Here is a 26,990-nt window from a genome sequence, read left to right as displayed (position 1 = left end):
AACGCCGTATCTGGTCTACACCAGTTGCCCCTCGGCCGCATTATGGGCGCCGACAACGTTCATGCGACCAAGGGGGGAGCGAATGTACGATACGGGATCAACAACGTTTATGCTCATCTGCACCATGCTCGTGTTTTTAATGACACCGGGTCTGGCGTTTTTCTATGGTGGCCTGTCCAGGCGCAAAAACGTCATCAATACCATGCTTATGTGCTTTGGCGCCATTGGCCTGGTTGGTGTGCTGTGGATTGTCGCCGGCTGGTCGCTGGCCTACGGTGGCGACGGTTCCAGCCCGTTTATTGGCGGCTTTGACCAGCTGCTGTGCCTGCCGGTGCTCAACCAGGTGCTGCAGGCGGCCGAGGGCAGTGCTACGGACGGTGCCGTCTACCCTCAGACCATCAACATCGCCTTCCAGATGGCGTTTGCCATGATCACGGCCGCTATCGTCACGGGCAGCCTGGCTGGTCGCGTTAAGTTTGGTGCCATGATGGCCTTCCTGGGCATTTGGCTGCTTGTGGTCTATGCGCCGCTCGCCCACATGGTTTGGGGCGGCGAGGGCTCCTTTATCGGTGACATCATCGGTGCGCTCGACTTTGCCGGCGGCGATGTGGTGCACATTTCGTCGGGACTTACGGGCCTGATTCTTTGCTTAATGCTCGGCCGTCGTCGCGGTTTTGGCATGGTGAGCTACCGTCCGCATAACGTGCCGTTTGTGGCGCTGGGCGCCGGTCTGCTTTGGTTTGGCTGGTTTGGCTTTAACGGCGGCAGCGAGTTTAAGGCCGACGCCGTGGCGGCACTCGCCATCCTCAACACCGTTACGGCCAGCGCGGCGGGCATGGTCTCGTGGCTTGCCGTCGAGCGCGTGCATACCGGTCGCCCCACGCTGGTGGGTGCCAGCACCGGTCTGGTCGCGGGCCTTGTGGTGGTCACGCCGGGCGCGGGCTTTGTCGAGCCGTGGGCGGCGCTGGTCATGGGCCTGATCGTATCGCCCGTCTGCTACTTGGCCATCAGCCATCTTAAGACCAAGTTCGGCTACGACGATGCGCTCGACGCGTTCGGTTGCCACGGTATCGGCGGCATCTTGGGCGGCGTGCTCACGGGCCTGTTCTGCGTGCCGGAGCTTTCGTGGACCGGTAAGGGCGGCCTGTTCTACACGGGCGACGTGTCGCTGCTCATCTCGCAGGTCCTGGGCATTGTGGTGACGGTCGCCATTGTGTTGGTGCTCGACTTGGTGATCGCCGCGGTGGTCAAGGCGCTGTTCCACGGCAGCCTGCGCGTGGACGAGGGCGACGAGGCGCTGGGCCTGGATGCCAGCCAGCACGGCGAGAGCGCCTATCCTTCTTTCTCCGGACTCGATTAGCAGCTTCCCCAAGCACCGCACCTTGCCGTTCAATCGTCGCTCACGTACTTAAGTACGCTTCGCTCCTCTTTCACGGCAATCTGCGGCACTTGGGAAACCTGCTAAGACCAGTCAGTTGAACTTATTGATCTCTGAGGTTGGTTTGCGGCACCTGGAAAACCCGTGCCATGTGAAGGACAATTCATTTCTTTTATTGAAGAGAGGAATTCACTATGAAGAAAATTACGGCTATCGTGCGCCAGGAGAAGCTTGAGGTTCTCAAAGATGCGCTGTTTGCTGCTGATGTTCGCGGCATGACTATCAACCAGGTGCAGGGCTGCGGCGCACAGCATGGCTGGAAGGAATACGTGCGCGGCAACGAGTTGCTTGTCAACACGATCCCTAAGGTGCAGTTCACCCTTATCTGCGCCGATGAGCACGTCGACGGCATTGTCGACATCATCTGCAATGCCGCCCGCACCGGTGCCGTCGGCGACGGCAAGATTTGGGTCGAGCCGGTCGAAGAAGTCATCCGCATTCGCACCGGCGAACACGGCCCCGCCGCGGTGTAGAATCGACCGTCTGCCATCCGCAACGTTAAAATGCTGCAATGAGGCACAAGACTTGCTTTGCGGATGGGCGGATTATGGGTCGCAATAAATATCCCGAGGAGACGGTCGCGAAGATTCTCGACGCGGCACTGGAGCTATTCTGCGCACAGGGTTATGAGGGGACGAGCATTCAAGATATCGTTGACCGTCTCGATGGCATGACCAAGGGCGCTGTCTATCACCACTTCAAGAGCAAAGAAGAGATTTTCAACGCCGCGTTTGATCGGGCAATGGCTCCGATTGTTGAGAACCGTCGCTCAACGCTTGATATCGGTAATATGACCGGTGCCCAAAAGCTCAAGCGACTGTACGCGCCCGAGTCCGTAGTTCCGCAAATTGAGCTATGGGCACGTATGCGTCCTGCAGCAGATCCGGTAAAAAGCTCGCGTCTTCTGGCGATGCAGTACCAGGGCTCGTTTAACGAGTCTGCCGATGGCTATCTCTTGCCGGTGATCGAGGAGGGCATCGCCGACGGCTCCATTGCGTGCGAATGCCCGCGTGAAGCGGCGGAGGCCGTATCGTTGTTGGCGAATCTTTGGCTGCTGCCGCTGTTCCGTCCGCTTGAGACCAAGGATCGAATGCTCGCTCGCGCTCAATGTTTGGCGCAGATGGCTGCCGCGGTGGGACTCGATTTGGGGGAAGAAGTGCTTCAGACAACGGCGCAGATTTGGGACGTATGGGACCGCGCCGGGTGGTAATATAGATACCAACGGTATGTAATTGATTTGTGAGGGTAGCCACGGCTGCCCTTTTCAAGTCATTAAATACATACTAGCGGTATGTATAGGGGGGACTTATGGCTGGGCTGAGAGACGTCGGCGTCTCATTGAAATCAAAAACAGTGCGGTCAATCAGGCTCGCGGAACTTCTGGTTGCGCAGTTGTGCACGTATTCGATGCTGTCAGCGCTGTGCTTTGCGTATCCGCTTTACTTGTTCGATTGCAGCGGATCGTCAACATTATATGGCGCCGTCGTGGCGACGGCGTTCATACCCGGCGTACTCGCAACTTCGGCTGGCGGAATCTTGGCGGATAGGGGAAGACGTCGCGAGGTCCTCGTGGCCCTCGGCATTGCTCTGATGACTGCATCGCTGCTGTCTATCCCCATGAAGCGCTCGTTGCCTCTTGCGGTCGTCGTAGTAGCGATACTTTGTGTTCAATATGGTGTTCAATCGCTGCTGAAGCCAATGCTCCAAATTGAGACGGTGCGCATGACGGGTGAAGAGAAGGTTGAGCGGGCCACTGCATTGGTTTCGCAGATGACCATGGTGAGCAATATCTTGGGCCCTGTGGTCGGGACGGCAGTCTATGGGTGCTTTGGCATCGATGCTCTTTGCACAACCGCGTCGGTGGCGTTTGCGATGTCAGCTCTCTTGTTTGGGGGCGCACTCAAGCAAAATGCCTCATCTGAAACGATGGGAGACGGCGCGACTCGTACGACATGCCGAAACGATTTTTGGGAGTCGATTCGGTATCTGTTGCAAAATGCATCATTGGTCGCTGTGATTTTGCTTGCGGCTGTTTTGAACTTTGCGTTGGTTGGGCTAACGATTGGCGCTCCCATTATTGTTACAAAGCATCTCGGCATGCAATCGTCCTGCGTTGGGATAGTTGAGGTGGCTATGGGCTTGGGTGGTCTTGCCGGCAGTGGCCTGGTCGGCATTTGGCCGCATCGTTTTTCTTTCAATGGCATATGTCGATATGTTGCGATGATCTGTTTTGGAGTCGCACCGATCATTGTCACGCTACTGTTCGGCGCAGATGCATGCATGTTCACCGTGTTTGCGGTTGGTTCGGCATGGGTCATGGTGTGGGCAAGCATTGCGTCGGTTGAAATTATCGCGTTTGTTCAGCGGGCGGCGCCGACTGAGCTCTGCGGAAAAGTGCTTTCGGTCGTTTACATGGTCCTTTCCTGCGCAACACCTATCGGCCAATTGACGTACGGGGTTGCATATGATCGATGGACACCGGCGATTGTATTCGCAGCCATGTTGGCGGTGCTGACGTTGACGACGGCTCTGTTTTATCGGCTGAAAAATCGCTTGCGGCGATTGTCTTAACGTGCTGGGGCACCGTTGCTTTGCGGAAGCGAATGTCCTGGCGCGTTGGAACACCCTTGCATGGGCATGCTTCTCTTTCGTCTAAAATAACGTGCAGACGAAGGAGAGGAATGCCCATGATCAAGATGTTCGCGAGTGACTTAGACGGAACGCTGCTTAACGCCCTGCACGAGGCAGATGGGACTATCCGCCGCGCCATTCGCGAGCTGACCGAGGCTGGCTTGCATGTGGTTCCCGCGACCGGACGCTCGACGCTGCCGATCGGCGAGCATGGCTTTACAGGCCTGGCGCTTGACGCCTGCTGCTCCAACGGATCCATCGTGCGCGGCAGTCATGGCGAGGTGCTCAAAACCTGGACCGTCGACCCGCAGATCACCGAGGAGCTACTCAAGGAGTTTCCGGATATCTGTTTTGACTGCTCCACGCCCGACGGCATGTTTTCGAGTGGATCGTTCGAGATGCATCAGGCGGGCTTTAAAAAGGACAGCCCCATCAAGCGTATCGTGATGCGTGGCATGCGTGCACGTGGCGGCTATCACGAGGAGCAGTATTTCGACCAGTCGATCGGCGACATCTTGCGCCACGATGTGTGCAAGATCAACTGTCGCGTGACCTCGCCCGAGCTAGAGCGCGACCTTAAGGCATATTTGGCCGAGCGATCGAACCGCGTGGTCAACGCGCCGTTCGACCCGGTGATGTTCGAGATCACGGACGTGGCGTGCAACAAGGGCGAGAGCGTGGCCTGGCTAGCGGGCTACTACGGTATTGACGAGGACGAGGTCGCGGTCTACGGCGACGGCGGCAACGATATCGCCATGCTCAAGCGTTTCCGCCACAGCTACGCGACCAAAAACGCAAACGATGCAGCTAAGGCCGCCGCGAGCGCAACTATCGGCAACTGCATGGTCCACGCCGTCCCCAAACACATGCTCGCCACCATGCGCAAGCAGAACTCCTGCACCGTCATCGAATAATGTGACAAAGGGACTGTCCCTTTGTCACAGTGGGGACTAGCTTCTTTAAACACGAACATATATTCGCATATTTAACTGCGCTTTGATAGAATCGGTATCGTTGGCGGCAGTTCCATGTGCCGGGCAGCGCCCTCCATCTGATGGGAGGTGATGCCCATGACCGATTTGATTGATTTCGTGAGGCTCCTGACCGCATTGGTCTCGCTTCTTACGACGCTTATCGGACTTTCCGAGGCACTCAAGCAACGCTCGAAGCGTAACAGAAGGGGTCGCCGCCGCTAAGGCGTTGACCCCCTAAAACAAGCAACGGCGCTGCCCAGCTTTCCAGAACTTGGGCTGCCGTCGACACTATTCTACCCACGAATGACATTTTGGACAATCGGCAATGTCGCTTCAGGCTGGGACAAAGGGACAAAGGGACTGCCCCTTTGCCACAATCTAAATATTGCCTTTACGTGTTGATGCACACGGTGTGCAATAATACTCGCACTGTGCAATAGCGCACAGGCTGAGTAACAAGGAGGACGCTTGTCCCAGCTCGAGAAATGCGATCGCCGGTCCCTTCGCTCGCAGCGTGCCCTTCGCCAGGCACTTGCCAGCGAGCTTGCCGAAAGCGGCGACCTTTCGCGCATTAATGTCGCGTCGCTCACCGAGCGCGCTGGCCTTACGCGCCGCACGTTCTATTCGCACTACCGCGATATCCCCGACTTTATCAATCAAATCGAGGACGGCTTGCTGGCCGAGATCCGTGAGCGCATTGAGCTCATCACCGCAGCTCAGCTGCCCGATCTCTATCACAACATCGATGAGCTCGAGCCGGCGCCCGGTTCGGTTGAGCTGCTGCGTTATCTTGCGGCCAACCGCGACTTAATCGGTGCGCTGCTGGGTCCGGGCGGCGACCAGGCCTTCATTAAAAGGATCATCGACACCGCGCGTGAGGCTGTGGTGCCGCGTGCGCAGACGGGCATTTTGGGCCTGGCGCTGGGCACGTTCTTTGACTACTACGTCACCTACGTCGTGAGCGCCGAGGTCGGCATGATTCAGCGTTGGTTTGAGCGTGGGCTCACCGAATCGCCCGAGGCCATGGCACGCATTATGACGGTGCTCGCTTTTGTGCGCCCTGGTGACCTGTATGGCCAACCCATCGATATCAACGTGCCGGAATACGGCATGAAGCTATTGAACTTGCAGCTCGAGGACGCGGCCGACACCGTCGCAACCGTCGAGTCCAACAACTAAGAGGAGAGACAGATGAGCAAACTCGTCGAGGGCATCAAGGATCGTGTGGTCGCTGCCGCACGCGAGGCCGCGCCCGCCGTGGTGGACGCGGCGCAGAAGGCCGCGACCGCGGCAGCCGAGAAAGTTGCCGAGGCAGTTGCCGATGCCAAGAACGCGGCAGGGGAGACGTCCATCGCTAGCGAGCCCGCCACCGCCGCTGAGCCCGTAGCCGCCGCCCACACCCCCGAAGGCGCGATCTTCAACCCCGAGAACGCTCGTGGCAACCTGCACCTGGGCATCGACGTGGGCTCCACCACCGTTAAGCTCGCCGTGCTCAACGATGACAACCAGATCGTCTACGCCAAGTACCAGCGCCACCACACCGACGTCCGTGCCTGCGCCCGCGACCTGTTCGAGGGTGCTGCGACTGTGCTGCCGGCTGCCCAAATGACCTGCGCCATCACCGGTTCGGGCGGTCTGCTGCTGTCTCAGTGGCTCGACCTGGAGTTTGTCCAGGAGGTCATCGCCAGCAAGCGTGCCGTCGAGACCATCATCCCGGCCACCGACGTCGCCATCGAGTTGGGCGGCGAGGACGCCAAGATCATCTACTTCGATAACGGCATCGAGCAGCGCATGAACGGCACCTGCGCCGGCGGTACGGGCGCGTTCATCGATCAGATGGCCACCCTGCTGCACACTGACGCGAGCGGTCTCAACGAACTCGCGGCCAACGCCACCACCATCTATCCCATCGCCAGCCGCTGCGGCGTTTTTGCCAAGACCGACGTCCAGCCGCTGCTCAACGAGGGTGCCCGTCCCGAAGACGTGGCCGCCTCCATCTTCCAGGCTGTCGTGACCCAGACCATCTCGGGCCTGGCGTGCGGCCGTCCCATCCGTGGCAACGTCGCCTTCCTGGGCGGCCCGCTGCAGTACCTCTCCGAGCTGCGCCACCGCTTCTACCTCACGCTCAACCTGGACGAGGAGCACCGTATCGTGCCCCAAAACGCTCACCTGTTTGTGGCGAGCGGCGCCGCCATGGCGCACGAGTCCAACAAGCTCAGCACGTTCCCACAGCTCATCGATGCCATCGATGCCCTGGGTGACACACAGGGTGCCGAGGTCGAGCGTCTGGATCCGCTCTTTGCCACCGACGAGGACTTTGCCGAGTTCAAGGGTCGCCACGACACCGAGGTCGTCCCCAAGGGCAAGCTCGACGGCTACACCGGCCGCGTGTTCATCGGCATCGACGCCGGTTCCACCACCATGAAGGCCGCACTCGTGGGCGAGGACGGCCAGCTGCTGCACACCTGGTACGGCAACAACAACGGCGACATTCTGGGCACGGCCAAGGTCATCATGGCCGATTTCTACAACCACATCCCCGCGGGCTGCACCATCGGCCACGTGACCACCACGGGCTACGGCGAGGCGCTGCTCATCGAGGCCCTCAAGGCCGACTCGGGCGAGATCGAGACCGTCGCGCACCTGCGCGGCGCCAAGGCGTTCCTGCCCGGCGTCGAGTTCATTCTGGACATTGGCGGCCAGGACATGAAGTGCCTGCGCGTCAAGGACGGCGTCATCGAGCACATCATGCTCAACGAGGCCTGCTCGTCGGGCTGCGGCAGCTTTATCGAGAGTTTCGCCGTGTCTATGAACATGGACGTGCGCGCGTTTGCCGATGCCGCCATCCATGCCAAGGCCCCCGTCGACCTGGGCAGCCGCTGCACGGTCTTTATGAACTCGCGCGTCAAGCAGGCGCAAAAGGAAGGCGCCACGGTGGGTGACATCGCGGCCGGCCTGTCCTATTCTGTCATCAAGAATGCCCTGTTCAAGGTCATTAAGCTGCGCGACCCCAAGGAGATCGGCAGTCAGGTGATCGTCCAGGGTGGCACCTTTATGTCCGATGCCACGCTGCGCGCGTTTGAGCAGCTCACCGGCGTGCATGCCGTGCGCCCCGACATCGCCGGCTGCATGGGCGCCTACGGTGCGGCCCTGCTCGCCCGCGATCGCGCCGGCGCCGACGGCACCTCGACCATTCTTTCTGCCGAAGACATCGCGCACCTCACCGTGACGCAAAAGCATGTCCGCTGCGGCCGTTGCTCCAACAACTGCCAGCTCACCGTCAACGACTTTGGCGGCGGCAGGCGCTTCATTACCGGTAACCGCTGCGAGAAGGGTGCCGGCCACAAAAAGCAGAAGACCGAGGCCCCCAACCTCTTCAAAAAGAAAAACGAGTTGCTCTTTAACCGCGAGGTGCTGAGCCCCGATGAGGCCCCGCGCGGCACCGTGGGTATCCCGCGCGCACTCAACATGTACGAGAACTACCCCTTCTGGCACGCGTTCTTTACGCGCCTGGGCTTTAGCGTGCAGCTGTCTGACCAGTCGAGCAAGAAGACCTACCAGGCGGGCATCGAGTCCATGCCGTCCGAGAGCGTGTGCTATCCGGCCAAGATGAGCCACGGCCACGTGATGAATCTCATCGACCGTGACGTCGACTTCATCTGGATGCCGTGCGTGCGCTGGGAGCGCAAGGAGGATCCGACGGCTGGCAACTGCTATAACTGCCCCATCGTTATGAGTTACCCCACGGCGCTGGCGCTCAACATCGATGAGATCCGCGAGCAGAACATCGAGTTCCTGTATCCGTTTGTGCCTTATCACGACAAGACCGAGCTCAAGCGCCGCCTGTACCAGGTGCTCGCCGTCGACCGTGTGGCCGATGCCGAGGCCGGTCGCGGTCGCGTGCGCGGACCCAAGATCACGCGCTCCGAGGTCGATGCCGCCGTCAATGCTGCCTTTGAGGCCGATGCGCGCTTCCACGAGGATATCCAGACCATGGGCGAGGAGGCCCTTAAGTGGGTCGAGGACCACGGCGGCCACGGCATCGTGCTCGCCGGCCGTCCTTACCATAACGACCCCGAGATCAACCACGCCCTGCCCGAGCTTATCTCGAGCTTTGGCTTTGCGGTCTTTACCGAGGATTCGCTTGCGCATCTCGTGAAGCCCGAGCGCCCCATCCGCGTCGTCGACCAGTGGATGTACCACAGCCGCCTGTACGCCGTCGCCCGTTTTGTGACGATGCGCAACGACCTGGATCTGATCCAGCTCAATTCCTTCGGCTGCGGCCTGGACGCTCTGACCACCGATCAGGTGCAGGAGATCCTGGAAGCCAGCGGCAAGATCTACACCGTGCTCAAGATCGACGAGGTGTCCAACCTGGGCGCCGCGCGCATCCGCATTCGCTCGCTCATGGCGGCGCTCAAGGACCAGGAGGCCGAGCGCTTGGCCGAGGCCACGGCCGCGGGCGAGGCCTACGAGCAGGGCGATGCCGCGCCGGTGGCTCCCTCCACGGATGCCCCCGCGTTCGCGAGCCGCAAGTACACGTTCGAGGCTCAGCGCGAGAGTGCTTCGACCGCATGGCCCAAGGTGCCCTTTACCGAGCAGATGCGCGAGGAGGGCTACACCATCCTGTGCCCGCAGATGGCGCCGATCCACTTTGACCTGGTCAAAGAGGTGTTCCGCGGTGCTGGCTACAACTTGGAGCTGCTGCCCTCGACTGACCACGATGCCGTCGAGGCTGGCCTGCGCTATGTGAACAACGACATCTGCTACCCGTCGATCCTGGTGACGGGCCAGATTATGGAAGCGATCGAGAGCGGTCGGTACGACCTGTCCAAGACGGCCGTGGTCATCAGCCAGACCGGCGGCGGCTGCCGTGCCACCAACTACATCGCGCTCATCCGCAAGGCCCTGCGCGAGAGCGGTCACCCCGAGATCCCCGTGATCTCGCTTTCGGCCGTGGCGCTGGGCGAGGACAACCCCGGCTTTAAGCTGACGCCGGCGCTGCTTAAGCAGGCGGTCTACGCGGTGCTCTTTGGCGACGTGATGATGCAGATGCTCTATCGCTGCCGCCCGTACGAGGCCACGCCCGGTGCCGCCAACGCGCTCTATGAGGAGTACATGGCGCGCGCTCGCAAGCTGGCGCCCAAGTTCAACAGGCATAACTACACCAAGCTGTGCCGTGAGGCCATTCGCGCGTTCGACACCATGCCACTTGTGGGCGAGGGCACCAAGCCGCGTGTGGGCGTGGTCGGCGAGATCCTGGTCAAGTTCCACCCCACGGCCAACAACCACGTGGTCGATGTCATCGAGCGCGAGGGCTGCGAGGCCGTGGTGCCGGGCCTGCTCGACTTCTTCCTGTACTCCATGAGCAACGCCGAGCTGCAGAAGGACGAGTTGGGCAGCTCTGCCACGACGCGTGCGGGCATGCAAGCGCTTATTAAGCTCGTGGACTGGATGCGTACGCCGGTGGAAGAGCTGCTCGAGAAGTCCCGCCGCTTTGAGGCGCCCGAGCGCATCGGCACCATGGCCGACAAGGCCCGCACGGTGCTTTCGGTGTGCAACAACATGGGCGAGGGCTGGTTGCTCACGGCCGAGATGCTCGACCTGATTGACCATGGCGCGCCCAACATCATCTGCACGCAGCCCTTCGCGTGCCTGCCTAACCACGTGGTGGGCAAGGCCGTGATCAAGGAACTGCGCCGTCAGCACCCCGAGAGCAACATCGTCGCGGTGGACTACGACCCCGGTGCATCCGAGGTCAACCAGCTCAACCGTATTAAGCTCATGATCAGTGTGGCCAAGGAGAACATGCGCGCCGGCAAGGGCTTTAAGCTCGAGAAGGTGGCGCCGCTCGCGATGGACGAGGTCACCGGCCAGATGCGCGCCCATGATGGCTGCGTGAGCTGCGGGCCGGCCAGCGAGGAGGCCGTAACATCGGTCGCCGAGCGTCTGGGACGCGGCATTAAGAAGTAACTGGCCTGCTATGGGCTAGATATGGGACAAACGGGTGGCAGCCGTACCGGTTACCACCCGTTTTTACTGGACATCTGTTGCGTAAACGGTCCAACTATCACCCCCTGCGAACTTAGATTTCGGAAGTATGCGGCAAAATTTGAATAGGCCGAGCACACCTGATATGTCCAAGCTCTGTACCTGCGGTTTTATTGGCGAAAAACCAGGATGTGCTCAAGAGTTCCGGAATTTGCCGCATACTTCCAAAAACGACGTCTCGGTGGCACCAAAAACTGTCCTCGGAACCCTGAGATAATGAACATATGTAGCCGTTTGCCGCGAAATACCGCCCGTTTATAGAACCCACCCCCAGCGCGCGTCATCCTTACGGTTGAATAAATACACATCTATGGAATTACGTAAGAGAGGACCGTTCCATGAGCTACAAGACCGTTTGTGTTGCCGGCGGCGGCGTGTTGGGAAGCCAGATTGCCTTTCAGGCTGCCTACTGCGGCTTTGATGTAACGATTTGGCTGCGCAGCGAGGGCAGCATCGGCCGCACCCAGCCCAAGATCGATCGCGTGCGCAAGGAGTACATTGCGGCAATCGAGGGCATGGCGGACGGTACGGGCGAGTGGTGCGCCGGTATCGCCGATGGCACCCAGCCCTTCGACAAGGAAGCGGCGCTCGCCGCCGTCGAGCGTGCCTACTCCACACTCAAGCTGGAGCTCGATCTTGCCAAGGCCGTGGCCGACGCCGACCTGGTCATCGAGTCTATGGCCGAGGACACCCAGGCAAAGATCGACTTCTACAAGAAGCTCGCCCCGGTTCTGCCGCAAAAGACCGTCATCGTGACCAACTCATCCACGCTGCTGCCGAGCACCTTTGCCAAGTACACCGGCCGTCCCGAGAAGTACCTGTCGCTGCACTTTGCCAACTCTATCTGGAAGAACAACATGACCGAGGTCATGGCACAGGACCAAACCGACAAGCGCTACTTCGACGAGCTCGTCGACTTCGCCAACGACATCCGCATGCTTGCCCTGCCCGTCAACAAGGAAAAGAACGGCTACCTGCTCAACTCCATGCTGGTACCGTGGTTGCTTTCGGGTCTTGACCTGTACGTCTCGGGCGTGAGCGACCCCAAGAGCATTGACCTCGCATGGACGCGTGGCACCGGCGCTCCCAAGGGCCCGTTCCACGTATTCGACACGGTGGGTATCCAGACGGCCTACAACATCGTCATGCAGTATCAGAAGGTGCCGGGCTTGGTGAGCCCGCTGCTCAAGAAGATGATGATGCCCTACAACTTTAAGGCTATGGCGTCCGTCCTCAAGAAGATGCTCGACGAAGGTAAGCTGGGCGAAAGCTCGGGCGAGGGCTTCTTTACGTACTAAAAATGATCTCTTGGGGGCGGAAGCGTTGGGGATCTACGGTAGTATGCGACAAGATCTGAATAGGTCGAGCAAGAGCCGTAGCGCGCGTTGACGTTTGGCCAATAGAACGCAAAAATGCACCGTTCGCCGATACTCCTCTCGCGAGTGGTTGCCATATGGTTTGATGTTGTAAACATATGATTGCCGGCAGGCCGTAGGTGACGTTCGTCATGATACCGGAGGTACCAAGTATGTTTTGCACTCCGTTAAACAAGTATCGGGCTGGTTGACATGAACCGCCGTACTATCTCGATAGCCCTCGCAGTGGTCTGCCTGGCTGTGCTCCTGGGCGCTGCAGGGCAGTTTGCTATAAATCGAGAAACATCCTATATGCAGGAATGCGTTTCCGAAGGCTTTGCCATTGATGGTTACTATCGGGATGACGAAACAAGTCGGGAAACCCTGGCTTTTCTTGAGGAGGACAACTGTCGATGGCAGCTGGTCGACCAAGACGGAATCTGCACGGACGGGCAGTTTAAGCGTACGGATGACCCCAACATCCTGATATTAAAGAAGGAAAACGGCGAAGAATTCGGTGCGGTCCACGTGGCGTATATTTCGCGCCGACGCGATCAGGGCTTGCTCTACCTATTTAGAGATACCAGGGTGACCCGTTTTTATCTGGTGAGTACCGGTCCGGCGTTTACAGTGGAGTCTGGCGATGTCGATGCGGACAGATGATTCACGGCAATAAATCAGCGAGCGGAGCGCGGCCATGGACCGCGCCCCGCTATTTGCTCGTGGCCCGCGTCACGTCTGCGCCATGTCGTGACTCGCGGCTGCGCGCATCCATCCCACGTCGCGTATTACTGCACATCAAACTCCACGCGATCGAGCTCGGGCACATTGAGGTCGATGAGCTTGCGGGCTACACGGCGGTCGTGTGCCCCAAGCGCCTCGCTTGTCGTCACGTGGGCGACAACCTCGCGCTCGACAAGGCCCTCCTCCTCGCCTTCGGTGGCCGAGGTCTCGACGGCAACGGTGTAATCCTTAAAGCCCGGCAGCACCGCGGCAAGCTCGCGCGTGGTTTCGGTGACGCCGTAGCCGTCCTGCACGCCGGCCTGTGCCGAGCCAATGGACCCCGCGGTCATGACGATGCAGGGGATGGCAAAGATCACCGTACCCACGATGATGCGGCGGCGCACCTTGTGTGACAGCTCATCGACCTCGGCATTTTCCTCGGCGGTCACAATGCCGTCGCCGTTGAGGTCGCGCTTGAGCGGCACGCGCAAAAGAAGTAGTACGGCTTCGGCCGCCAGCGCGATAAAGACGACGTTGATGCCAAACTCGTAGAGGGCCGAGAGAAACAGCGACCCGCTCGCGATGGCGATGCCATAGCCCGCCGCGCACAGGGGCGGCATGAGCGCGGTCGCCACGGCCACGCCGGCGATGAGCGTGGCGGGTTCCTGGTCGCGCGAGTTGCCCAGTCCGCCCGCAAAGCCGCCCGCGAGCGCGACGGCAAGGTCCCACACAGTCGGTGTCGAGTTGTCGATGATGGCGGCCGTGGTGGTGCCAAGGGGCGAGAGCTTAAAGTACAGCGTGGACGTGATTAGACAAAAGACCATCTGCAGCGCGAGGCCGGCAATTGCCTCGACGGCAATCTCGCGGTCGAGCGTGGCGATGCCGTATGCCATGGCAAGGACCGAGCCCATGAGCGGACAGATGAGCATGGCGCCCACGATGGCAATGTCCGAGTCGATATCGAGGCCGATGCTCGCGATCAACATGGCAATGATCAGGATGCATAAGTGCGAGCCAGTCAGGCGCGCCCCGTTTACAAAGCGCTTGCGAATCACGTGATAGGGCGCGCGTCCCTCGCGTATGTTGAACGCCTGCTTAAGGAAACGGGTGGCATTCTCCATGGCCTCGCTGTGTGCAGGGCGTATACCGTGACGACGATGATGACGCTCGCGCAGCCGCTTGATCTGTTGTTTGTCGAGTTCCATGCTTACCTCGTTTAGCTTCTGAGCCGCTTCTTGCGTCTGTCGTCTTTACTCTACACCGCGTTAGGCGAGGTGTCAGACAAGGTTTGTTGACCTGGAAGTCAGGACAATCGACATGGCTAAAACGCCGTGAGGATCATAAGAGTCAAATAGACAAAAAAGCGCGGGGCCGGTTTGATTCCGACCCCGCGCTCTGCGCTGGTGCGTTGTTGTTCGGCCTACCCCAGCAGGCTCAGACCAACAGAGACAAACGCCAGGATAACGCCGACGATGGACTCGCCGCCGAGCAGGCCGCTGGCGACGACCAGGCCCTGCTCCTGGAAGGCGGCATCCTTGGAGGCCTTCTCCTCGTCCGAAAGACCGGCAGCGGCGTCGCGGCGTGCGGCCCACTTGTCGTAGGCGAGCTTGGCGCAGGAGCCCAAGAAGGCCGTGAGCGACATGTAGAACGGCAGGTACACGCCCAGGCCGATCATCATGGCCGGAATGCCGAGCCAGTACATGACGATGCCGGCGATAAAGCCGCCTGCGAACCACGGCACGCTCGGGATGCCCGAGACCATGGTGGCGACGACGCTTGCCTGCGCGGCCACAAAGCTCTTGTCGGGGCCGAAAGCATCCGGACCATAGGCGGTGACAAGCGCGACCATGACGGCAGCGGCGACCAGGGCGCCCACGATGCCGCCGATGGCCTGGCCGATCCACTGCGCACGCGGATTGGTGCCCAGCACGGCGCCGGCCTTAAAGTCGTTCATGACGTCGCCCGCAAGGCCGCATGCCACGGCCACGATGCCGGCGATAAAGAGCAGCTTGACCTGGGCGATCTGTGCGAAGGCAGCCACGATGAGCATGACGATGAGGCCGAAGATCTCCATGGGGTCGATGCCCGTCTGGCCGCAGCTCTGCGCGCTCATGATGGTGGTGACAAAGGTGAACAGCGTGACGATGACGGCCGGGACGGGGCCAAGGTCGAGCGCGATGGCGACGATCACGGCGATGGCGGCAGTACCCAGGCCGATGATGCCGGCGTCGAGCTTAAGCGAGCCCGAGATGAGCGACTGCTCGTCGGTGTCGCTGGAGCTGTCGGCGGCGAGGCCGCGGGCGATGCCGGCGACCTGCGGCAGGATGTCCTTGAGGACGACGGCGACGCCAAAGCCCATCATGAGGCCCATGCCGAGCGATTTGACGATGCCCTGCGCAGTCACAACGTCGAATAGACCGGCAGCGGTGCCGCCCACGATGATGCCAAAGTTACCTAGCAGCGCGCCGGCAAACCAGAAGGCAACCGGGGCGAAGCCAACCAAAAAGCCGATGGAGAGCAGCATGGGCGAGTTATAGATGGCAAAGGTCACGCCGGGGATATTGAGCGTGCACAGCATGCTGGGCACCACGCCCAGAGCGTCGCGAAGCACGCTGTAGATGCCGGCGACGGCCATGGAGCCAAAGAGCTGCTTGCCGGTCTTGCCGCCGGCCTCGGTGGCGCGCAGTGTCTGAGCTGCGGCATTGCCGGTGGGGAACTCGAGCGCGGCGTCCACGATAAAGTGGCGGTGGATGAGCGCCGTTGCCAGCAGGCCCAAGATGGTGCCGGCGAGTGCCACGATAAACATGTCGAGCCAGCTGATCTGGTCGGCATAGCCCAGCATCCAGGCGCCCGGGATGGTAAACGCCAGGCCGCCGGCGACCATGGCGCCCGCGGACATGATGGTGTGGGTGACGTTGGCCTCGTTGAGGCTGGCGTCACCCATGAGCTTCAGGAAGAACAGCGAGATGACGGCAGCGAAAATAATCGGCCAGGGGAGTGCACCCATCTTGAGGGCCGTGTAGGCCGAGCTTGCCGTGATGATCACGCAGCCAAGGACGCCGATGACGACGCCGCGCAGCGTGAGTTGCCCGCGCATCGAAGCGCGGTTCGAGGGATTGCTCATATAAAACTCCTTTGCGTATATCCGCTTCCCCCGGGAGCGCCGTTACGGATACGGCGCGGGAAGTCGGGTTACCAAGGGCCGCCGCATGAGCTCGCGCGCGACCGCGCACCAGTATAGCCGCAAGCTAGTCATTTTGGGATGACTGGTTTAGGTAGGCGATATACTGCTGGACAGACGAAAGGAGCGCCGACGATGCTTAATGGGTGCGCATATATATTGACGGTCGACGTGGGCAACACGTTCATTCGCTTTGGCCTGTTTGCAGGGGATTCGGCCGCGGCGCAGGAATGTCCGCTTGCGACGTGCGAGATCACCACGCCGTCGAGCATCACAGCAGACGAGGCGCGCATGCGTCTCGTGCAGGTCATGGCCGCACTGGCGGCCGATGCGGGCATGCCGGGTGCGCTTGTGCCCGCGGCTGCCGTACTGAGCTGTGTGGTCCCCGCGCTCGAGCGCCCGTGGAAGGCGGCGCTTTCCCGCACCTGCACGGGGCGCGTGCTCACCGTGGGACCGGGCCTCAAGACCGGCATACCCGTGCACTACGATGACCCGGCCGAGATCGGCCCCGACCGCATTGCCGACGCCGTGGCGGCCCGTGCCGTCTACGGCTCTCCGTGCATCGTGATCGACTTGGGTACCACGACCAATATCGAGGTCATCGACGCGCGCGGCACCTTTGTGGGCGGCGTCATCGCGCCGGGTCTGGCGCTTGGCGCCCGCTCGCTTTCGGCTGCTGCGGCGCGTCTGCCGCAGGTCGAGCCCTCGGCACCCACGCATGTGATCGGCCGCAACACGCGCGAGGCCATGCGTTCGGGCGTGGTTCTGGGCGAGGTGGCCCGCATCGACGGCATGCTCGACATGGTGCTCGCCGAGATGCGCGCGACCAAGGCCGCGGGGGAGGGCGACGTGCCCATCGTCATTACCGGCGACGATGCCGAGGCGCTCGCGTCGCTGGTCGGCCACAGCCTGACGGTAGACGACGCGCTGACGTTGCGAGGACTCGCCGAGCTCTACCGCATCAACCAAAAGCCCCGCCGCGTGTAAAAGTGAGGGCGCCGGTGGGACAAACGCCCCCCACCTTTCACCTGCTACAATGGGTCAAACTATTGCGATTACGGAGGTGTCTGCCATGTCGGACGATCTTCATCAAACTTCGTCAGGCAAGCGCCTGGACGTCATTAGCTGGGACGAGTTCTTTATGAGCGTGGCCATCGCCGCACAGCGCCGCAGCAAGGACCCCAACACGCAGGTGGGTGCGTGCATCGCCAGCACCAACCACCGTATCCTTTCGGTGGGCTACAACGGTACGCCCTCGGCGCTCAACGACGACTTTTTCCCGTGGGGTACGAGCGACGACCCGCTGCAGGACAAGCACAACTACGTGGTCCATGCCGAGGCCAACGCCGTGCTCAACTACCGTGGCTCGCTCAAGGACCTCGAGGGTTCCACGGTCTACGTCACGCTGTTCCCGTGCCACGACTGCGCCAAGATTTTGGCACAGGTGGGTGTGGGCGAGGTTGTCTACCTGGACAACAAGTACGCCGACACCGACGACGGCCGCATCAGCCGCCGCATTCTCGACTCCTGCGGTATTAGCTACCGCCAGGTTATCGTCGATGTCCAGATTGGTACCGGGGGACAGGCTCGGCAGTAGCGCGTGCCAACGCCAGCTGGTAACAACAGGCAGCTAAAAGATCCCCGTCCCAAATTGACTACTCGTGAAAGTCGCGTCTGCGCGCATGGACGGCTCGTGAGCGGGTACACGGCTGTAGTAACATAGCTTCTGTCCGCGGGCGCGCCCGCGTAATTGTGAGAAAGGAGCCCCTGTGGCTGTTAACGAAGAGCTGCTTAAGAAGGTTCTTGAAGAGATTCGCCCCAACCTGCAGGCCGACGGCGGCGATATGGAGTATGTGGGCGTTGACGACGAGGGCGTCGTCAAACTGGAGCTGCAGGGCGCTTGCGCCGGCTGCCCCATGAGCTCGCTGACCCTGTCCATGGGTATTGAGCGCATCCTGAAGGAGCATGTGCCCGGCGTTACCCGTGTCGAGCAGGTCAATGCCTCCGGCGAGACCGACGACCTGTACGACGAGTACGCGCCGTTCTAAGATGCGAAAGCTGCGGACGGCATACTCCGCATAGACGTTACGCCCAAATATGCGGCTGCGAGCGTAAGGCCCGCGGCCGCATTTGTATGTAGGGAGTAGGAGGGTCGACATGCTCAACGACTTCTACCATATGCTTGATCCCGTCGCGATTTCAGCGGGGCCCATCACGATTTACTGGTATGGTCTGGCCTATGTGGTCGGAGCTCTGCTCACGGCGGTCGTCATGTATCGCACGCAGCGTCGCTGGGGCTTTAACATCACGATTGACGACCTGACGAGTGTCGTGGTCGGCGTGGTCTTTGGCCTTATCATTGGCGCCCGTCTGTTCTACGTCATCTTTTACGGCGACGGCTACTACTGGGCGCACCCGCTCGAGATCTTTGCCACCAACGAGGGCGGCATGAGCTTCCACGGTGGCCTGGTCGGCGGCATCTTGGGCGGCATCATCGTGTGCCGCATGTATAAGCTCGATGCATGGACGTTGGCCGATCTTGCCGTCATTGGCGCGCCGCTGGCCCTGTGCCTGGGACGCTGCGCCAACTTTGTCAACGGCGAGCTGTGGGGCAAGCCGACCGATCTGCCATGGGGCGTGGTCTTTGGCGGGACTGCGGGCGATATGCCGCGTCACCCCTCCCAGCTCTACGAGGCATTTCTTGAGGGCATCGTGCTCTTTTGCATTCTGCAGGTGCTCAGCCGCAAAAAGCCGCTGCTGCCCCAGGGTACGTTTATGGGCGTGTTCGTGATGGGATACGGCATCGTCCGCTTCCTCGTCGAGTTCGTGCGCGTGCCCGACGCCCAGCTTGGCTATCTGCTGGGCGGCGTCATCACGATGGGGCAGCTGCTGAGTCTTCCGCTCGTGATCGCCGGCCTGGCGCTCATCATCTTCGCGCGACACCGCAACCGTCCCCAGCGCATCTACCTCGACGCCTAACCACCACAAAGGGGACAGGCACCTTTGCGGTGGTTTTGCCGAGTTTGATAGGTTTCTAGAAAGGCTTTCGGACTGTGAAGGATTCCGATCTCTCCACAACGGCTGCGCGCGACGCGGCCCGCATCGTCTGGTTTAAGCGCTACCCCGCCAAGCAGACGCTCGCCGCATTTTTGCTCGCGCTGTTGGCGACCACGGCGTTTTCCATCGATCCCGCCCCGGTGTCGAGCAACGCAGTCTTGGCGATTGACCCCAAAGCCTCGGGCATGCTGTACGTGTGCTACGAGGTGCTCCTCTCGTTTGCCGGCCATACCGACGCGGTCATGCTGCTTGCGCTTGCCTGCCTGCTCACGCTGCCGTTTCGCTACGTATTCTTTGGCCGTGGCGACACCTGGCGCCCATCGATTATTCTGCCGTCGCTGTTTTTCGCCATCTGCATGGTGTTCGGCCGCAGCTACGACCTCACCGACTCGGCCGAGATTGTTCTTGGCGACAAGGCCCGCATCATCTGCGCCTGGATTGGCGGCGCGGGCTGGATGCTCCTAGCGATCGTGGCCTTCTATCTGGCTTTTGAGTGTCTGGATTGGCTGAGCTCCCGACGCATCCCGTTTTCCGAGGCGCACTTTGGCCGCATATGGCGTGTGGCTCACGCCGTGCTCTCGGTCCATCCCTTTGCCGGGCCCTTCCTGGTGCTTATGATCGCCTGGGCGCCCACGCTCATCGCTTCGCTGCCCGGCCTTTTTATGGGAGATACGGGTGCGCAGATTCGCCAGTGGTTCAACTATCCCAACGGCACGAGCGACTACCTGCGCCTACTCAACCCCAACGTGCTGCTCAACGGGCATCATCCCGTAGTACACACGGCCATTATCGGCTCGTGCGTTCAACTGGGGCTTTCGCTGTTCAACAGCGCTAACGCGGGCCTCATCATCTATACCTGCGCTCAATTTGTCATCACGGCTGCCTGCATGGCCTATTCCATTTCGTCGCTGCGCAAACTGGGCGTGAGCCTGCCGGTTCGCGGTGTGATCCTGCTGTTCTTTGCGTTTATGCCGATGTTCTCTAACTACGCGGCCCTGCTTACCAAAGACGTGCTCTTTGCCGACGCGTTTTTGGTGCTGCTGGTGCAGACCGTCAAGCTCGTGGCATGTGGCTTGCCCCGTCGTGATGCCAATGCCGAGCGTGCGGGCGAACAGAGGCCCGTGCTCTTTGCGCGCCACGACTGGCTGTTGCTTGCGCTGGCTGCTATGGGTTCCACGTTTTTGCGCAATGGCGGTCTGGTCTTTCCGTTGGCGGCCTGCGTGATTGCGGCGGCGTTTTGCGCATGGGATGTACATGTCGCCCGTCGTGCGGCTAAGCAGACGGGCACCGCGGTCTCATGCGCCACGCCGCGCTTCCGCTGGGTTGGCGTCCTCGCGGTGCTCGCACTCTGCCTTGCCTCTAATATGTACTTCACCAAGGTCTTTATGCCGGCGCACGACATCACGCCTGGTTCCAAGCGCGAAATCCTCTCGATTCCGTTCCAACAGACGGCTCGTTTCGTCCAAAAGCACGACGGCCTCAACTCGGGCGTCAACCCCACGGTAAAGGAGGACGGCACCATCGTGGAGGCTCCTTGCGACGGCTTGGTGACCGACGAGGAGCGCGCCGTGATCGACCGGGTGCTCAAGTACGAGAATCTGGGCCGCCGTTACAACCCGGATAAGTCGGATGCCGTCAAGAACTGCTTTAACGAGTACGCCTCGCAGGAGGACATCAAGGCCTATTTTGAGGTCTGGGCGCAGATGTTCAAAAAGGATCCCGAGTGCTATATCTCGGCGCTCATCAATAACTATTACGGCTACTTTTATCCGAGCGCGCGCGATGCCTGGGTCTACAGCACGGCGCGTAGTGCCGAGATCATGGCGCGTCCCGACAACCTCAAGTACTTCGACTTCCATCCGGTTGACAGCAACGTGGTGCGCTGGTGCGACCACCTGATCAATCTGTACCGTGTGGCGGTGCAGCGCATCCCGTTTATTTCGCTCACCATGAGCTCGGCCACCTATGTGTGGATTATGATCGCCGTGGTGGTCTACCTGCTGCGTCGTCATTCATGGCGTGCGCTGGCGATCTGGGTGCCGCTGTTGGGCGTGCTCGCCGTGTGCCTGATTGGTCCGTGCAACGGCTCGACCTACATGCGCTACCTGTATCCGGTCATCGCCTGCATGCCCTTCGCCATCGGCGCCACCGTCACCCGCAGTGACTTCCTCTGGTCCTAACCTGGTGCATTGGGGTCAGGTTTCTTTGCTGCACCAAAGGGGCCATCATCACGACGCCTTCATTTTGGGGTTTATCTTGCAGGCCAGTAGGTATATCATAACGACGTTTGTTTATATTGCCCGAGCATCTGCGCTGGGCTTTAGGTCGAAACCGATAGGAGACACGTATGTCCGGACACTCTAAGTGGGCCACAACCAAGCATCGTAAGGGCGCGCAGGACGCCAAGCGTTCCGCCCTCTTCTCCAAGCTCAGCCGCAACATCACCGTTGCTGCCCGTCTCGGCGGCGACCCGCTGCCCGAGAACAACGCCAGCCTCGCCGCTGCCGTTGCCAAGGCCAAGGCTCAGTCCATGCCTAAGGACAAGATCAAGTCCGCTATCGACAAGGCTTTTGGTTCGGGTGCTGACGCCGCCGTCTACGAGAACATCGTGTACGAGGGCTACGGTCCCGCCGGTGTTGCCGTCTACGTCGACTGCCTGACCGACAACCGCAACCGTACCGCCGCTGATGTCCGTTCCGCCTTCTCCCACGCTGGTGGCAACCTGGGCACCTCCGGCTCCGTCGCCTTCCAGTTTGAGCGCAAGGGCCAGATCGTCGTCGCCAAGGAGATCCTGGACGAGAACGCCAAGAAGGAGACCATGATCGCCAACGGTGCTGCCGGTGACGAGGATGAGTTCATGATGGCCATCGCCGAGGCCGGTGGCGAGGACTACGAGGATGCCGGCGAGGAGTGGATCGTCTGGACTGCTGCCAACGACGTCATGGCTGTCTCCAAGGCGCTCGAGGAGCAGGGCGTCCAGGTCAAGGGTTCCGAGACCACCATGGTCCCGACCACCCCGACCGAGGTCTCTGGTACCGACGCCAAGAAGGTCCAGCGCCTCATCGACCGTCTTGAGGAGCTCGACGACGTCCAGGACGTCTACAGCACCATGGACATGACCGACGAGGTCATCGCTGCCCTCGAGGAGGAGTAGCGCCAGCACGGATTGAGCCGTGCATATCTGGGCATAATGAAGCGAGCATGCAAGCCTCGTGGAATAGATGAGCCGGATCCGCGTGCGTAGAGCACCGGACCCGGCTCTTTTATAATGATGCGAACCGTTCTGCATTTCGAGAGCCGAGATTTGAAGGGAGCGCCGCGTGCGCGTACTCAAACGAGCCCTAGCGATCGTGTATCTTGCCGCCACCATCGTGGCACTGGGTACGCTTGTCTGCCAGTTTTGGGGGCCGTATACGTATCGCTTTATGCTGCTGATGCGCGACCCCATGCCGCGCATCGTCGTGACGGCGTGCGCCGGCGTCGTGGCGATCGGCGTACTGCTGAGCTTTTTCCGCCTGATGTTCGCCCGTCGCGAACCGTCCTGCGTGCATCCGGCGGGGGAGCGCAATATCGAGGTTACCCTTGCGGCGCTTTCTTCGTGCGCCAGGGCTGCTGCCGAGCGTGACGACCGCGTGATGGTCGAGCATGTCGAGGCCCGCGTCCAAGGCTCCGACGATTCGCACGTCCGTTTTAAGGTCGAGGCCATCGCGCTCGATGATAAGGACGTTGCCGCTCTTGCCACCTCGATGCAGCAGCGCATCGAGAAGGCCTGCGACACCATGCTCGGCACGCCGGGTACGACCGCGCGTGTCCGTTTTTTGCCGTCCAAGACTACCGTCCAGACCGTGGAGGTTTCCGGTGAGTGATACCAATCAAGATAAGACCGCCCGCACGCCGCGCCTGACGATCGATCAGAACGCTATGCCGGCAGGCGAGTCCGCCGACACCAAGCCCGAGGCCGGCGAGCAGCACGACAGCGCCGCCAACGACTTTGACGAGGCCATGGGTCTCATCAAAGGTACGGGCGCTGCTATCTGGAGCTACGCCGTGCGCCACCCCAACACTACGCTCGGCGCCGTGGCAGGCTTTATCCTCGCCGTGCTGGTACTTACGTTGGGCCTGTGGGACACGCTCGTCATTGCATTCTTCGTGCTGATCGGCGCTGTGATCGGCCAAATTCGCGACGGCGAGAACGGGATCGTCAACTTCTTCGGTCGTCTGTTTAGCGGCCGCTAATATGTATTCGACTGTCGCATTCGCGGCAGGCATAAGGAGGAACCATGGCTTTTAATACGAAGGTCGATGTAGCCGATACCGAGCTCGAGGAGAACGAGGCGGTCGTCGCCGAAGCTGAGGATGTGACGCTCGAGGACGAGGCTCTCGTCGAGGCCGAGTCCGATACGGATGAGGACGACGAGGAAGCAGACGAGTCCGAGGACTCGCTGACCTATTCCAACGGCGTGATCGAGAAGATCGTTGCCATGGCCACTCGCGAGGTTCCGCACGTTCTGGGCATGAAGGGTAACCTCATGCACTTTGTGCAGGAGCAGTTTGGTGCCGAGAATCTGACCAAGGGCGTGACGGTCGAGGTCACCGATGACAATCGCGTGGTCGTCAACATCTCCGTCATCATCGAGTACGGCGCCTATGCGCCCGCGATCTTCGACGATGTTAAGGCACGTGTCACCGAGCGTCTGGCAGCGATGACCGGCCTTGAGGTGGCGGGCGTCAACCTGCGCATCGAGGACGTCATCACCCCCGAGGAGTACGAGCACCGCACCAGCCAGCACGAATAACCTTCCAAAAAGGGACAGGTTTGTTTCGGCAGGTTTTATCTGCGAAAACGTTAAACGGCCGACCGCGCAAGCAAAAGCGTGGCCGGCCGTTTTTGTACGCTCCCGATGTAGCCATACCGCTCGTCTAACTAAGGGTTGCAATCCCCACGTTCCGCGTTACCCTAATGGGCGCATTGTTTCCAAATTGTTAACGAGGGGTTGCCGTAATGGCCGACGAGCACGAAACAGAAAGCAAGGCATGGGCAATTGAGGCCGCTGCGGCAGAGGCGGCGTCGCGTGCTGCCGAGGAGGTGCATCGTCCTCCCGTAGTGCCGATGGAGCGCGTGGTCGATCGCGATGTTATCGAGCGGGGCGAGCGCGCTGGTCGCAAGCGCAGCCAGGAGCCGGGCTTCCCGCGCTTTTTCGCCGAGCTCAACCTGGGCCTGATTCTTACGGCTTTTGCCATCGTCGCGTTTAAAACCCCAAATCACTTTGCTTTTGGCGGCACCTCGGGTGTGTCGGTCATTCTCTCCACGTTGTTCCCGACCCTGCCCGTCGGTGTCTTTATGTGGATTATCAATGCGGTGCTCGTCATCCTGGGCTTTATCTTTTTGGAGCGCAAGGCAATCCTGTGGAGTGTCTTTGCCTCGTTTGCGCTGTCCGCCTATGTTTCGCTGTTTGAGCTCTTTATTCCGACCGATGTCTCGATGACGGGCGATATGTGGCTCGACCTGTGCTTTGCCGTGATTCTGCCGGCGCTCGGCAGCGCCATTGTCTTTGACATCGGCGCCTCGACGGGCGGCACGGACATTCTCGCCATGATCCTCAAACGTCGCACGACGCTCGAGATTGGCCGCGCCCTGCTGTTGGTCGATATCGGCATCGTGACCATCGCGGCCTTCTTGTACGGTCCGCGCGTCGGTCTGTATTGCGTGCTCGGCCTGTTTGCCAAGACGCTTGTGGTCGACAAGGCCATCGAGAGCATTCACCTGCGCAAAGTCTGCACGGTCATTTGCTCCGAGCCCCTTAAGGTCGAGGAGTTTATCGTCAAACATCTCAACCGCACAGCAACGATCAGCCGCGGCTACGGTGCCTTCTCGGGCAAGTGCGTGACGGTGATCATGAGCGTGCTAAGCCGTCGCGAGGCCGTGCAGCTGCGCCGCTATGCGCGCGAAGTCGATCCGGGTGCCTTTATCACGATCGTCGACAGCTCCGAGATCGTCGGCAAGGGTTTCCGCGGAACGAACTAACGCAGACGTATTCAACGAACCGCCTGCTGGCGCCGTGTACCTTGCAAATCGGTCATCTTTGAGTATTTGACCCCACATTGGGCAATAATGATGCTAAAGACATCGTTTGCGATCCAAGTGATTCGTTCAAGATACGAAGGGATGATTCTATGTTTTGCTCGCAGTGTGGCGCCCCTATGGGCGATGGCGATAAGTTCTGCGGCGCGTGTGGTGCCCCCAATGCCGGTGCCGCAGCCTCTGCCCCTCAGGGTCAGCCTCAGCCTCAGCAGTTTGCCCCTCAACCGCCCGTGGCGAATGCGCCAAAGGGCTGTGTGGCTCAGGCGTTCCAAGATATGACCAAGACTCCGGGCGTGCTGCAGCGCGTGTGCCAGATTGCCTTTTTACCGGCGCTGATTTGTGTTGTGTCGGTACTCGTGCTGCTTATTCCCGTTATTGGCGGCATTGCAGCTGCCATCGGCTTTTTGGCAGCTTGCATTGCGAGCGTGTGTGGTTCCGGCTTTGGTATTGAGTGGGGTCGCGATCTGTCGCTCAAGGTTGATGACGGTATGGATCGTCCACTCATGCGTTCCACGTCGTTTGGCCTCGGAGTCTTTTCGAGCGTTATCTCGGTCGTGCTCGAGGTTATCGCTGCCATTCCCGTTATCGGTGTAGTGCTTTCGCTGGTGGAGAGCGTGGTAATTGGCGCCGCGGGCTCGTATTCGTATTACGGCTCTTATGCACTCGAGGCAGCGCTGTTTGGCTCGCTTGGCCTGCTTGTCCTGGCTATGATTGCCACGGCGGTCTTGGGGGTCTTCTTTAAGATGTTCGCCGACATCGCCGTGATGCACTTTGCGGTGACCGGTCGCGTCGAGAGCGCGTTTTCGCTCGACAAGGTTTGGGCGGCGTTTAAGCACAACAAGACCAAGCTGTTCTGTGCTTCGTTCCTTCCCGAGTTTTTGACGGGCCTGGTCGCCAACGTTGTCACATGGATCTTGACGGTCGTCTTTGGCGCCATTGCCGGAATTGGCGCGTACGGCTATTACTATCGCCCCACGGGTATCGAGGCGATTGTCTCCGGTGGTGGCCTTATACTCGTGCTGTTCCTGGTGCTGGTCGCTTTCGTCACCGTATTTCTTACGGTCTTTGGCAAGATGCTCAAGCACCGTGCCGTTGGCTATTGGGTTGCGCGCTACGCAAGCGAGTGGGCCGATGAGGATAAGGACGACGTTCTGACCTTTGTGCTGCCGTTTGAGAAGAAGTCCGCTCCTTCGGGTTATAGCGCTCCGGATGCTGCGCCCGAGCCTGAGCCCGAGCCTGAGCCCGAGTCCCAGCCCGAGCTCGCACCCGAGCCCCAGCCCGAGCCCGCACCCGAGCCCCAGCCCGAGCCCGCACCCGAGCCCATGCCGGAATCGGAGCCCGAGCCCGCACCTGAGCCCGATCCCGAGCCCGAGCCGAGTCCCGACGAAGAGCCGCAGGACGAGTAGCCCTGCCACCTGCCATTTGGGGACGGGGTAGAAATGGTAGAAATAGAGCCTGACAAATGAGCGGGGGCGGACGTGTCGAAACGTCCGCCCCC

23 protein-coding genes are annotated in these 26,990 nt (G+C 60.6%); 21 read left to right on the top strand and 2 right to left on the bottom strand.

Annotation, left to right across the window (positions count from 1 at the left end):
• The first annotated feature begins 82 nt into the window (after positions 1 to 82).
• From ACESSC_RS08415 to ACESSC_RS08370, 10 genes are all read left to right on the top strand, one after another.
• Positions 83 to 1,360 (top strand): ammonium transporter, encoded by a 1,278-nt coding sequence (locus ACESSC_RS08415; RefSeq protein WP_373162439.1) that lies wholly within the window; start codon positions 83 to 85, stop codon positions 1,358 to 1,360.
• A 212-nt stretch (positions 1,361 to 1,572) separates the two neighbouring features.
• A complete protein-coding gene (locus tag ACESSC_RS08410; protein WP_099432138.1) occupies positions 1,573 to 1,911 on the top strand; it encodes a P-II family nitrogen regulator in 339 nt (112 codons plus the stop codon).
• Between the two features lie 74 nt (positions 1,912 to 1,985).
• Positions 1,986 to 2,648 carry a TetR/AcrR family transcriptional regulator gene (locus ACESSC_RS08405; RefSeq protein WP_373162437.1) on the top strand — a complete coding sequence of 221 codons (663 nt, stop codon included), beginning with the start codon at positions 1,986 to 1,988 and terminating at the stop codon, positions 2,646 to 2,648.
• 98 nt (positions 2,649 to 2,746) lie between these two features.
• Positions 2,747 to 4,009 (top strand): MFS transporter, encoded by a 1,263-nt coding sequence (locus ACESSC_RS08400; protein ID WP_373162436.1) that lies wholly within the window; start codon positions 2,747 to 2,749, stop codon positions 4,007 to 4,009.
• A 116-nt stretch (positions 4,010 to 4,125) separates the two neighbouring features.
• Positions 4,126 to 4,983 carry an HAD-IIB family hydrolase gene (locus tag ACESSC_RS08395; protein ID WP_373162434.1) on the top strand — a complete coding sequence of 286 codons (858 nt, stop codon included), beginning with the start codon at positions 4,126 to 4,128 and terminating at the stop codon, positions 4,981 to 4,983.
• Between the two features lie 156 nt (positions 4,984 to 5,139).
• The gene (locus ACESSC_RS08390) at positions 5,140 to 5,265 is read left to right on the top strand and encodes a hypothetical protein (RefSeq protein ID WP_373162433.1); all 126 of its coding nucleotides are present in this window, start codon (positions 5,140 to 5,142) and stop codon (positions 5,263 to 5,265) included.
• 246 nt (positions 5,266 to 5,511) lie between these two features.
• Positions 5,512 to 6,222, top strand: coding sequence for a TetR/AcrR family transcriptional regulator (locus ACESSC_RS08385; protein WP_373162432.1), 711 nt, complete (start codon positions 5,512 to 5,514; stop codon positions 6,220 to 6,222).
• Between the two features lie 12 nt (positions 6,223 to 6,234).
• On the top strand, positions 6,235 to 11,016 hold the full coding sequence (locus ACESSC_RS08380) for an acyl-CoA dehydratase activase-related protein (RefSeq protein ID WP_373162431.1): 4,782 nt from the start codon (positions 6,235 to 6,237) through the stop codon (positions 11,014 to 11,016).
• Between the two features lie 416 nt (positions 11,017 to 11,432).
• Positions 11,433 to 12,392 carry a 3-hydroxyacyl-CoA dehydrogenase gene (locus ACESSC_RS08375; protein WP_373162429.1) on the top strand — a complete coding sequence of 320 codons (960 nt, stop codon included), beginning with the start codon at positions 11,433 to 11,435 and terminating at the stop codon, positions 12,390 to 12,392.
• 270 nt (positions 12,393 to 12,662) lie between these two features.
• Positions 12,663 to 13,112 (top strand): hypothetical protein, encoded by a 450-nt coding sequence (locus tag ACESSC_RS08370; protein ID WP_117637650.1) that lies wholly within the window; start codon positions 12,663 to 12,665, stop codon positions 13,110 to 13,112.
• Between the two features lie 125 nt (positions 13,113 to 13,237).
• Here the strand turns inward: ACESSC_RS08370 and ACESSC_RS08365 are convergent, their stop codons facing one another.
• Positions 13,238 to 14,377, bottom strand: coding sequence for a DUF389 domain-containing protein (locus ACESSC_RS08365; protein WP_117756877.1), 1,140 nt, complete (start codon positions 14,375 to 14,377; stop codon positions 13,238 to 13,240).
• Positions 14,378 to 14,592: 215 nt separating this feature from the next.
• On the bottom strand, positions 14,593 to 16,296 hold the full coding sequence (locus ACESSC_RS08360; RefSeq protein ID WP_373162426.1) for an OPT/YSL family transporter: 1,704 nt from the start codon (positions 16,294 to 16,296) through the stop codon (positions 14,593 to 14,595).
• Positions 16,297 to 16,488: 192 nt separating this feature from the next.
• On the opposite strand from ACESSC_RS08360, the gene ACESSC_RS08355 reads away from it, so the two are divergent.
• The 11 genes from ACESSC_RS08355 (at position 16,489) to ACESSC_RS08305 (ending at position 26,898) form a co-directional block, all read left to right on the top strand.
• Positions 16,489 to 17,340 carry a type III pantothenate kinase gene (locus ACESSC_RS08355; RefSeq protein WP_373162424.1) on the top strand — a complete coding sequence of 284 codons (852 nt, stop codon included), beginning with the start codon at positions 16,489 to 16,491 and terminating at the stop codon, positions 17,338 to 17,340.
• An 85-nt stretch (positions 17,341 to 17,425) separates the two neighbouring features.
• Complete coding sequence (locus ACESSC_RS08350; protein ID WP_117640262.1) at positions 17,426 to 17,950, top strand: deoxycytidylate deaminase; 525 nt, start codon at positions 17,426 to 17,428, stop codon at positions 17,948 to 17,950.
• Positions 17,951 to 18,122: 172 nt separating this feature from the next.
• The gene (locus ACESSC_RS08345; protein WP_099432127.1) at positions 18,123 to 18,401 is read left to right on the top strand and encodes a NifU family protein; all 279 of its coding nucleotides are present in this window, start codon (positions 18,123 to 18,125) and stop codon (positions 18,399 to 18,401) included.
• A gap of 109 nt (positions 18,402 to 18,510) precedes the next feature.
• Positions 18,511 to 19,332 (top strand): prolipoprotein diacylglyceryl transferase, encoded by an 822-nt coding sequence (gene lgt, locus ACESSC_RS08340; protein WP_373162422.1) that lies wholly within the window; start codon positions 18,511 to 18,513, stop codon positions 19,330 to 19,332.
• Between the two features lie 74 nt (positions 19,333 to 19,406).
• A complete protein-coding gene (locus tag ACESSC_RS08335) occupies positions 19,407 to 21,590 on the top strand; it encodes a DUF6020 family protein (protein WP_373162420.1) in 2,184 nt (727 codons plus the stop codon).
• A gap of 167 nt (positions 21,591 to 21,757) precedes the next feature.
• Positions 21,758 to 22,564 (top strand): YebC/PmpR family DNA-binding transcriptional regulator, encoded by an 807-nt coding sequence (locus tag ACESSC_RS08330; protein WP_055251993.1) that lies wholly within the window; start codon positions 21,758 to 21,760, stop codon positions 22,562 to 22,564.
• A gap of 166 nt (positions 22,565 to 22,730) precedes the next feature.
• Entirely contained in the window at positions 22,731 to 23,276 is a 546-nt protein-coding gene (locus ACESSC_RS08325) for an Asp23/Gls24 family envelope stress response protein (protein WP_373162418.1), read from the top strand.
• Positions 23,269 to 23,646, top strand: a complete 378-nt coding sequence (locus ACESSC_RS08320; protein WP_233502694.1) for a DUF2273 domain-containing protein — start codon at positions 23,269 to 23,271, stop codon at positions 23,644 to 23,646. The genes ACESSC_RS08325 and ACESSC_RS08320 overlap by 8 nt, the downstream gene beginning before the upstream one ends.
• Before the next feature lie 44 nt (positions 23,647 to 23,690).
• Positions 23,691 to 24,206 carry an Asp23/Gls24 family envelope stress response protein gene (locus tag ACESSC_RS08315; protein WP_055251999.1) on the top strand — a complete coding sequence of 172 codons (516 nt, stop codon included), beginning with the start codon at positions 23,691 to 23,693 and terminating at the stop codon, positions 24,204 to 24,206.
• Positions 24,207 to 24,412: 206 nt separating this feature from the next.
• Positions 24,413 to 25,435 carry a YitT family protein gene (locus tag ACESSC_RS08310; protein ID WP_373162416.1) on the top strand — a complete coding sequence of 341 codons (1,023 nt, stop codon included), beginning with the start codon at positions 24,413 to 24,415 and terminating at the stop codon, positions 25,433 to 25,435.
• A 149-nt stretch (positions 25,436 to 25,584) separates the two neighbouring features.
• Entirely contained in the window at positions 25,585 to 26,898 is a 1,314-nt protein-coding gene (locus tag ACESSC_RS08305; protein WP_373162414.1) for a DUF4013 domain-containing protein, read from the top strand.
• Positions 26,899 to 26,990 lie beyond the last annotated feature (92 nt).

The organism is Collinsella aerofaciens, from assembly GCF_964243765.1.
Lineage (GTDB): Bacteria > Actinomycetota > Coriobacteriia > Coriobacteriales > Coriobacteriaceae > Collinsella > Collinsella aerofaciens_BU.
Note: the sequence above shows the minus strand (reverse complement) of the source record. Positions and strands in the feature narration are given on the sequence as shown.

Bases quoted from the DNA above. Each gene is read 5' to 3' on its own strand.
- ACESSC_RS08415 (WP_373162439.1), top strand. From the start codon at position 83: ATGTACGATACGGGATCAACAACGTTTATGCTCATCTGCACCATGCTC.
- ACESSC_RS08410 (WP_099432138.1), top strand. From the start codon at position 1,573: ATGAAGAAAATTACGGCTATCGTGCGCCAGGAGAAGCTTGAGGTTCTC.
- ACESSC_RS08405 (WP_373162437.1), top strand. From the start codon at position 1,986: ATGGGTCGCAATAAATATCCCGAGGAGACGGTCGCGAAGATTCTCGAC.
- ACESSC_RS08400 (WP_373162436.1), top strand. From the start codon at position 2,747: ATGGCTGGGCTGAGAGACGTCGGCGTCTCATTGAAATCAAAAACAGTG.
- ACESSC_RS08395 (WP_373162434.1), top strand. From the start codon at position 4,126: ATGATCAAGATGTTCGCGAGTGACTTAGACGGAACGCTGCTTAACGCC.
- ACESSC_RS08390 (WP_373162433.1), top strand. From the start codon at position 5,140: ATGACCGATTTGATTGATTTCGTGAGGCTCCTGACCGCATTGGTCTCG.
- ACESSC_RS08380 (WP_373162431.1), top strand. From the start codon at position 6,235: ATGAGCAAACTCGTCGAGGGCATCAAGGATCGTGTGGTCGCTGCCGCA.
- ACESSC_RS08375 (WP_373162429.1), top strand. From the start codon at position 11,433: ATGAGCTACAAGACCGTTTGTGTTGCCGGCGGCGGCGTGTTGGGAAGC.
- ACESSC_RS08370 (WP_117637650.1), top strand. From the start codon at position 12,663: ATGAACCGCCGTACTATCTCGATAGCCCTCGCAGTGGTCTGCCTGGCT.
- ACESSC_RS08365 (WP_117756877.1), bottom strand. From the start codon at position 14,377: ATGGAACTCGACAAACAACAGATCAAGCGGCTGCGCGAGCGTCATCAT.
- ACESSC_RS08360 (WP_373162426.1), bottom strand. From the start codon at position 16,296: ATGAGCAATCCCTCGAACCGCGCTTCGATGCGCGGGCAACTCACGCTG.
- ACESSC_RS08355 (WP_373162424.1), top strand. From the start codon at position 16,489: ATGCTTAATGGGTGCGCATATATATTGACGGTCGACGTGGGCAACACG.
- ACESSC_RS08350 (WP_117640262.1), top strand. From the start codon at position 17,426: ATGTCGGACGATCTTCATCAAACTTCGTCAGGCAAGCGCCTGGACGTC.
- lgt (WP_373162422.1), top strand. From the start codon at position 18,511: ATGCTCAACGACTTCTACCATATGCTTGATCCCGTCGCGATTTCAGCG.
- ACESSC_RS08330 (WP_055251993.1), top strand. From the start codon at position 21,758: ATGTCCGGACACTCTAAGTGGGCCACAACCAAGCATCGTAAGGGCGCG.
- ACESSC_RS08315 (WP_055251999.1), top strand. From the start codon at position 23,691: ATGGCTTTTAATACGAAGGTCGATGTAGCCGATACCGAGCTCGAGGAG.
- ACESSC_RS08310 (WP_373162416.1), top strand. From the start codon at position 24,413: ATGGCCGACGAGCACGAAACAGAAAGCAAGGCATGGGCAATTGAGGCC.
- ACESSC_RS08305 (WP_373162414.1), top strand. From the start codon at position 25,585: ATGTTTTGCTCGCAGTGTGGCGCCCCTATGGGCGATGGCGATAAGTTC.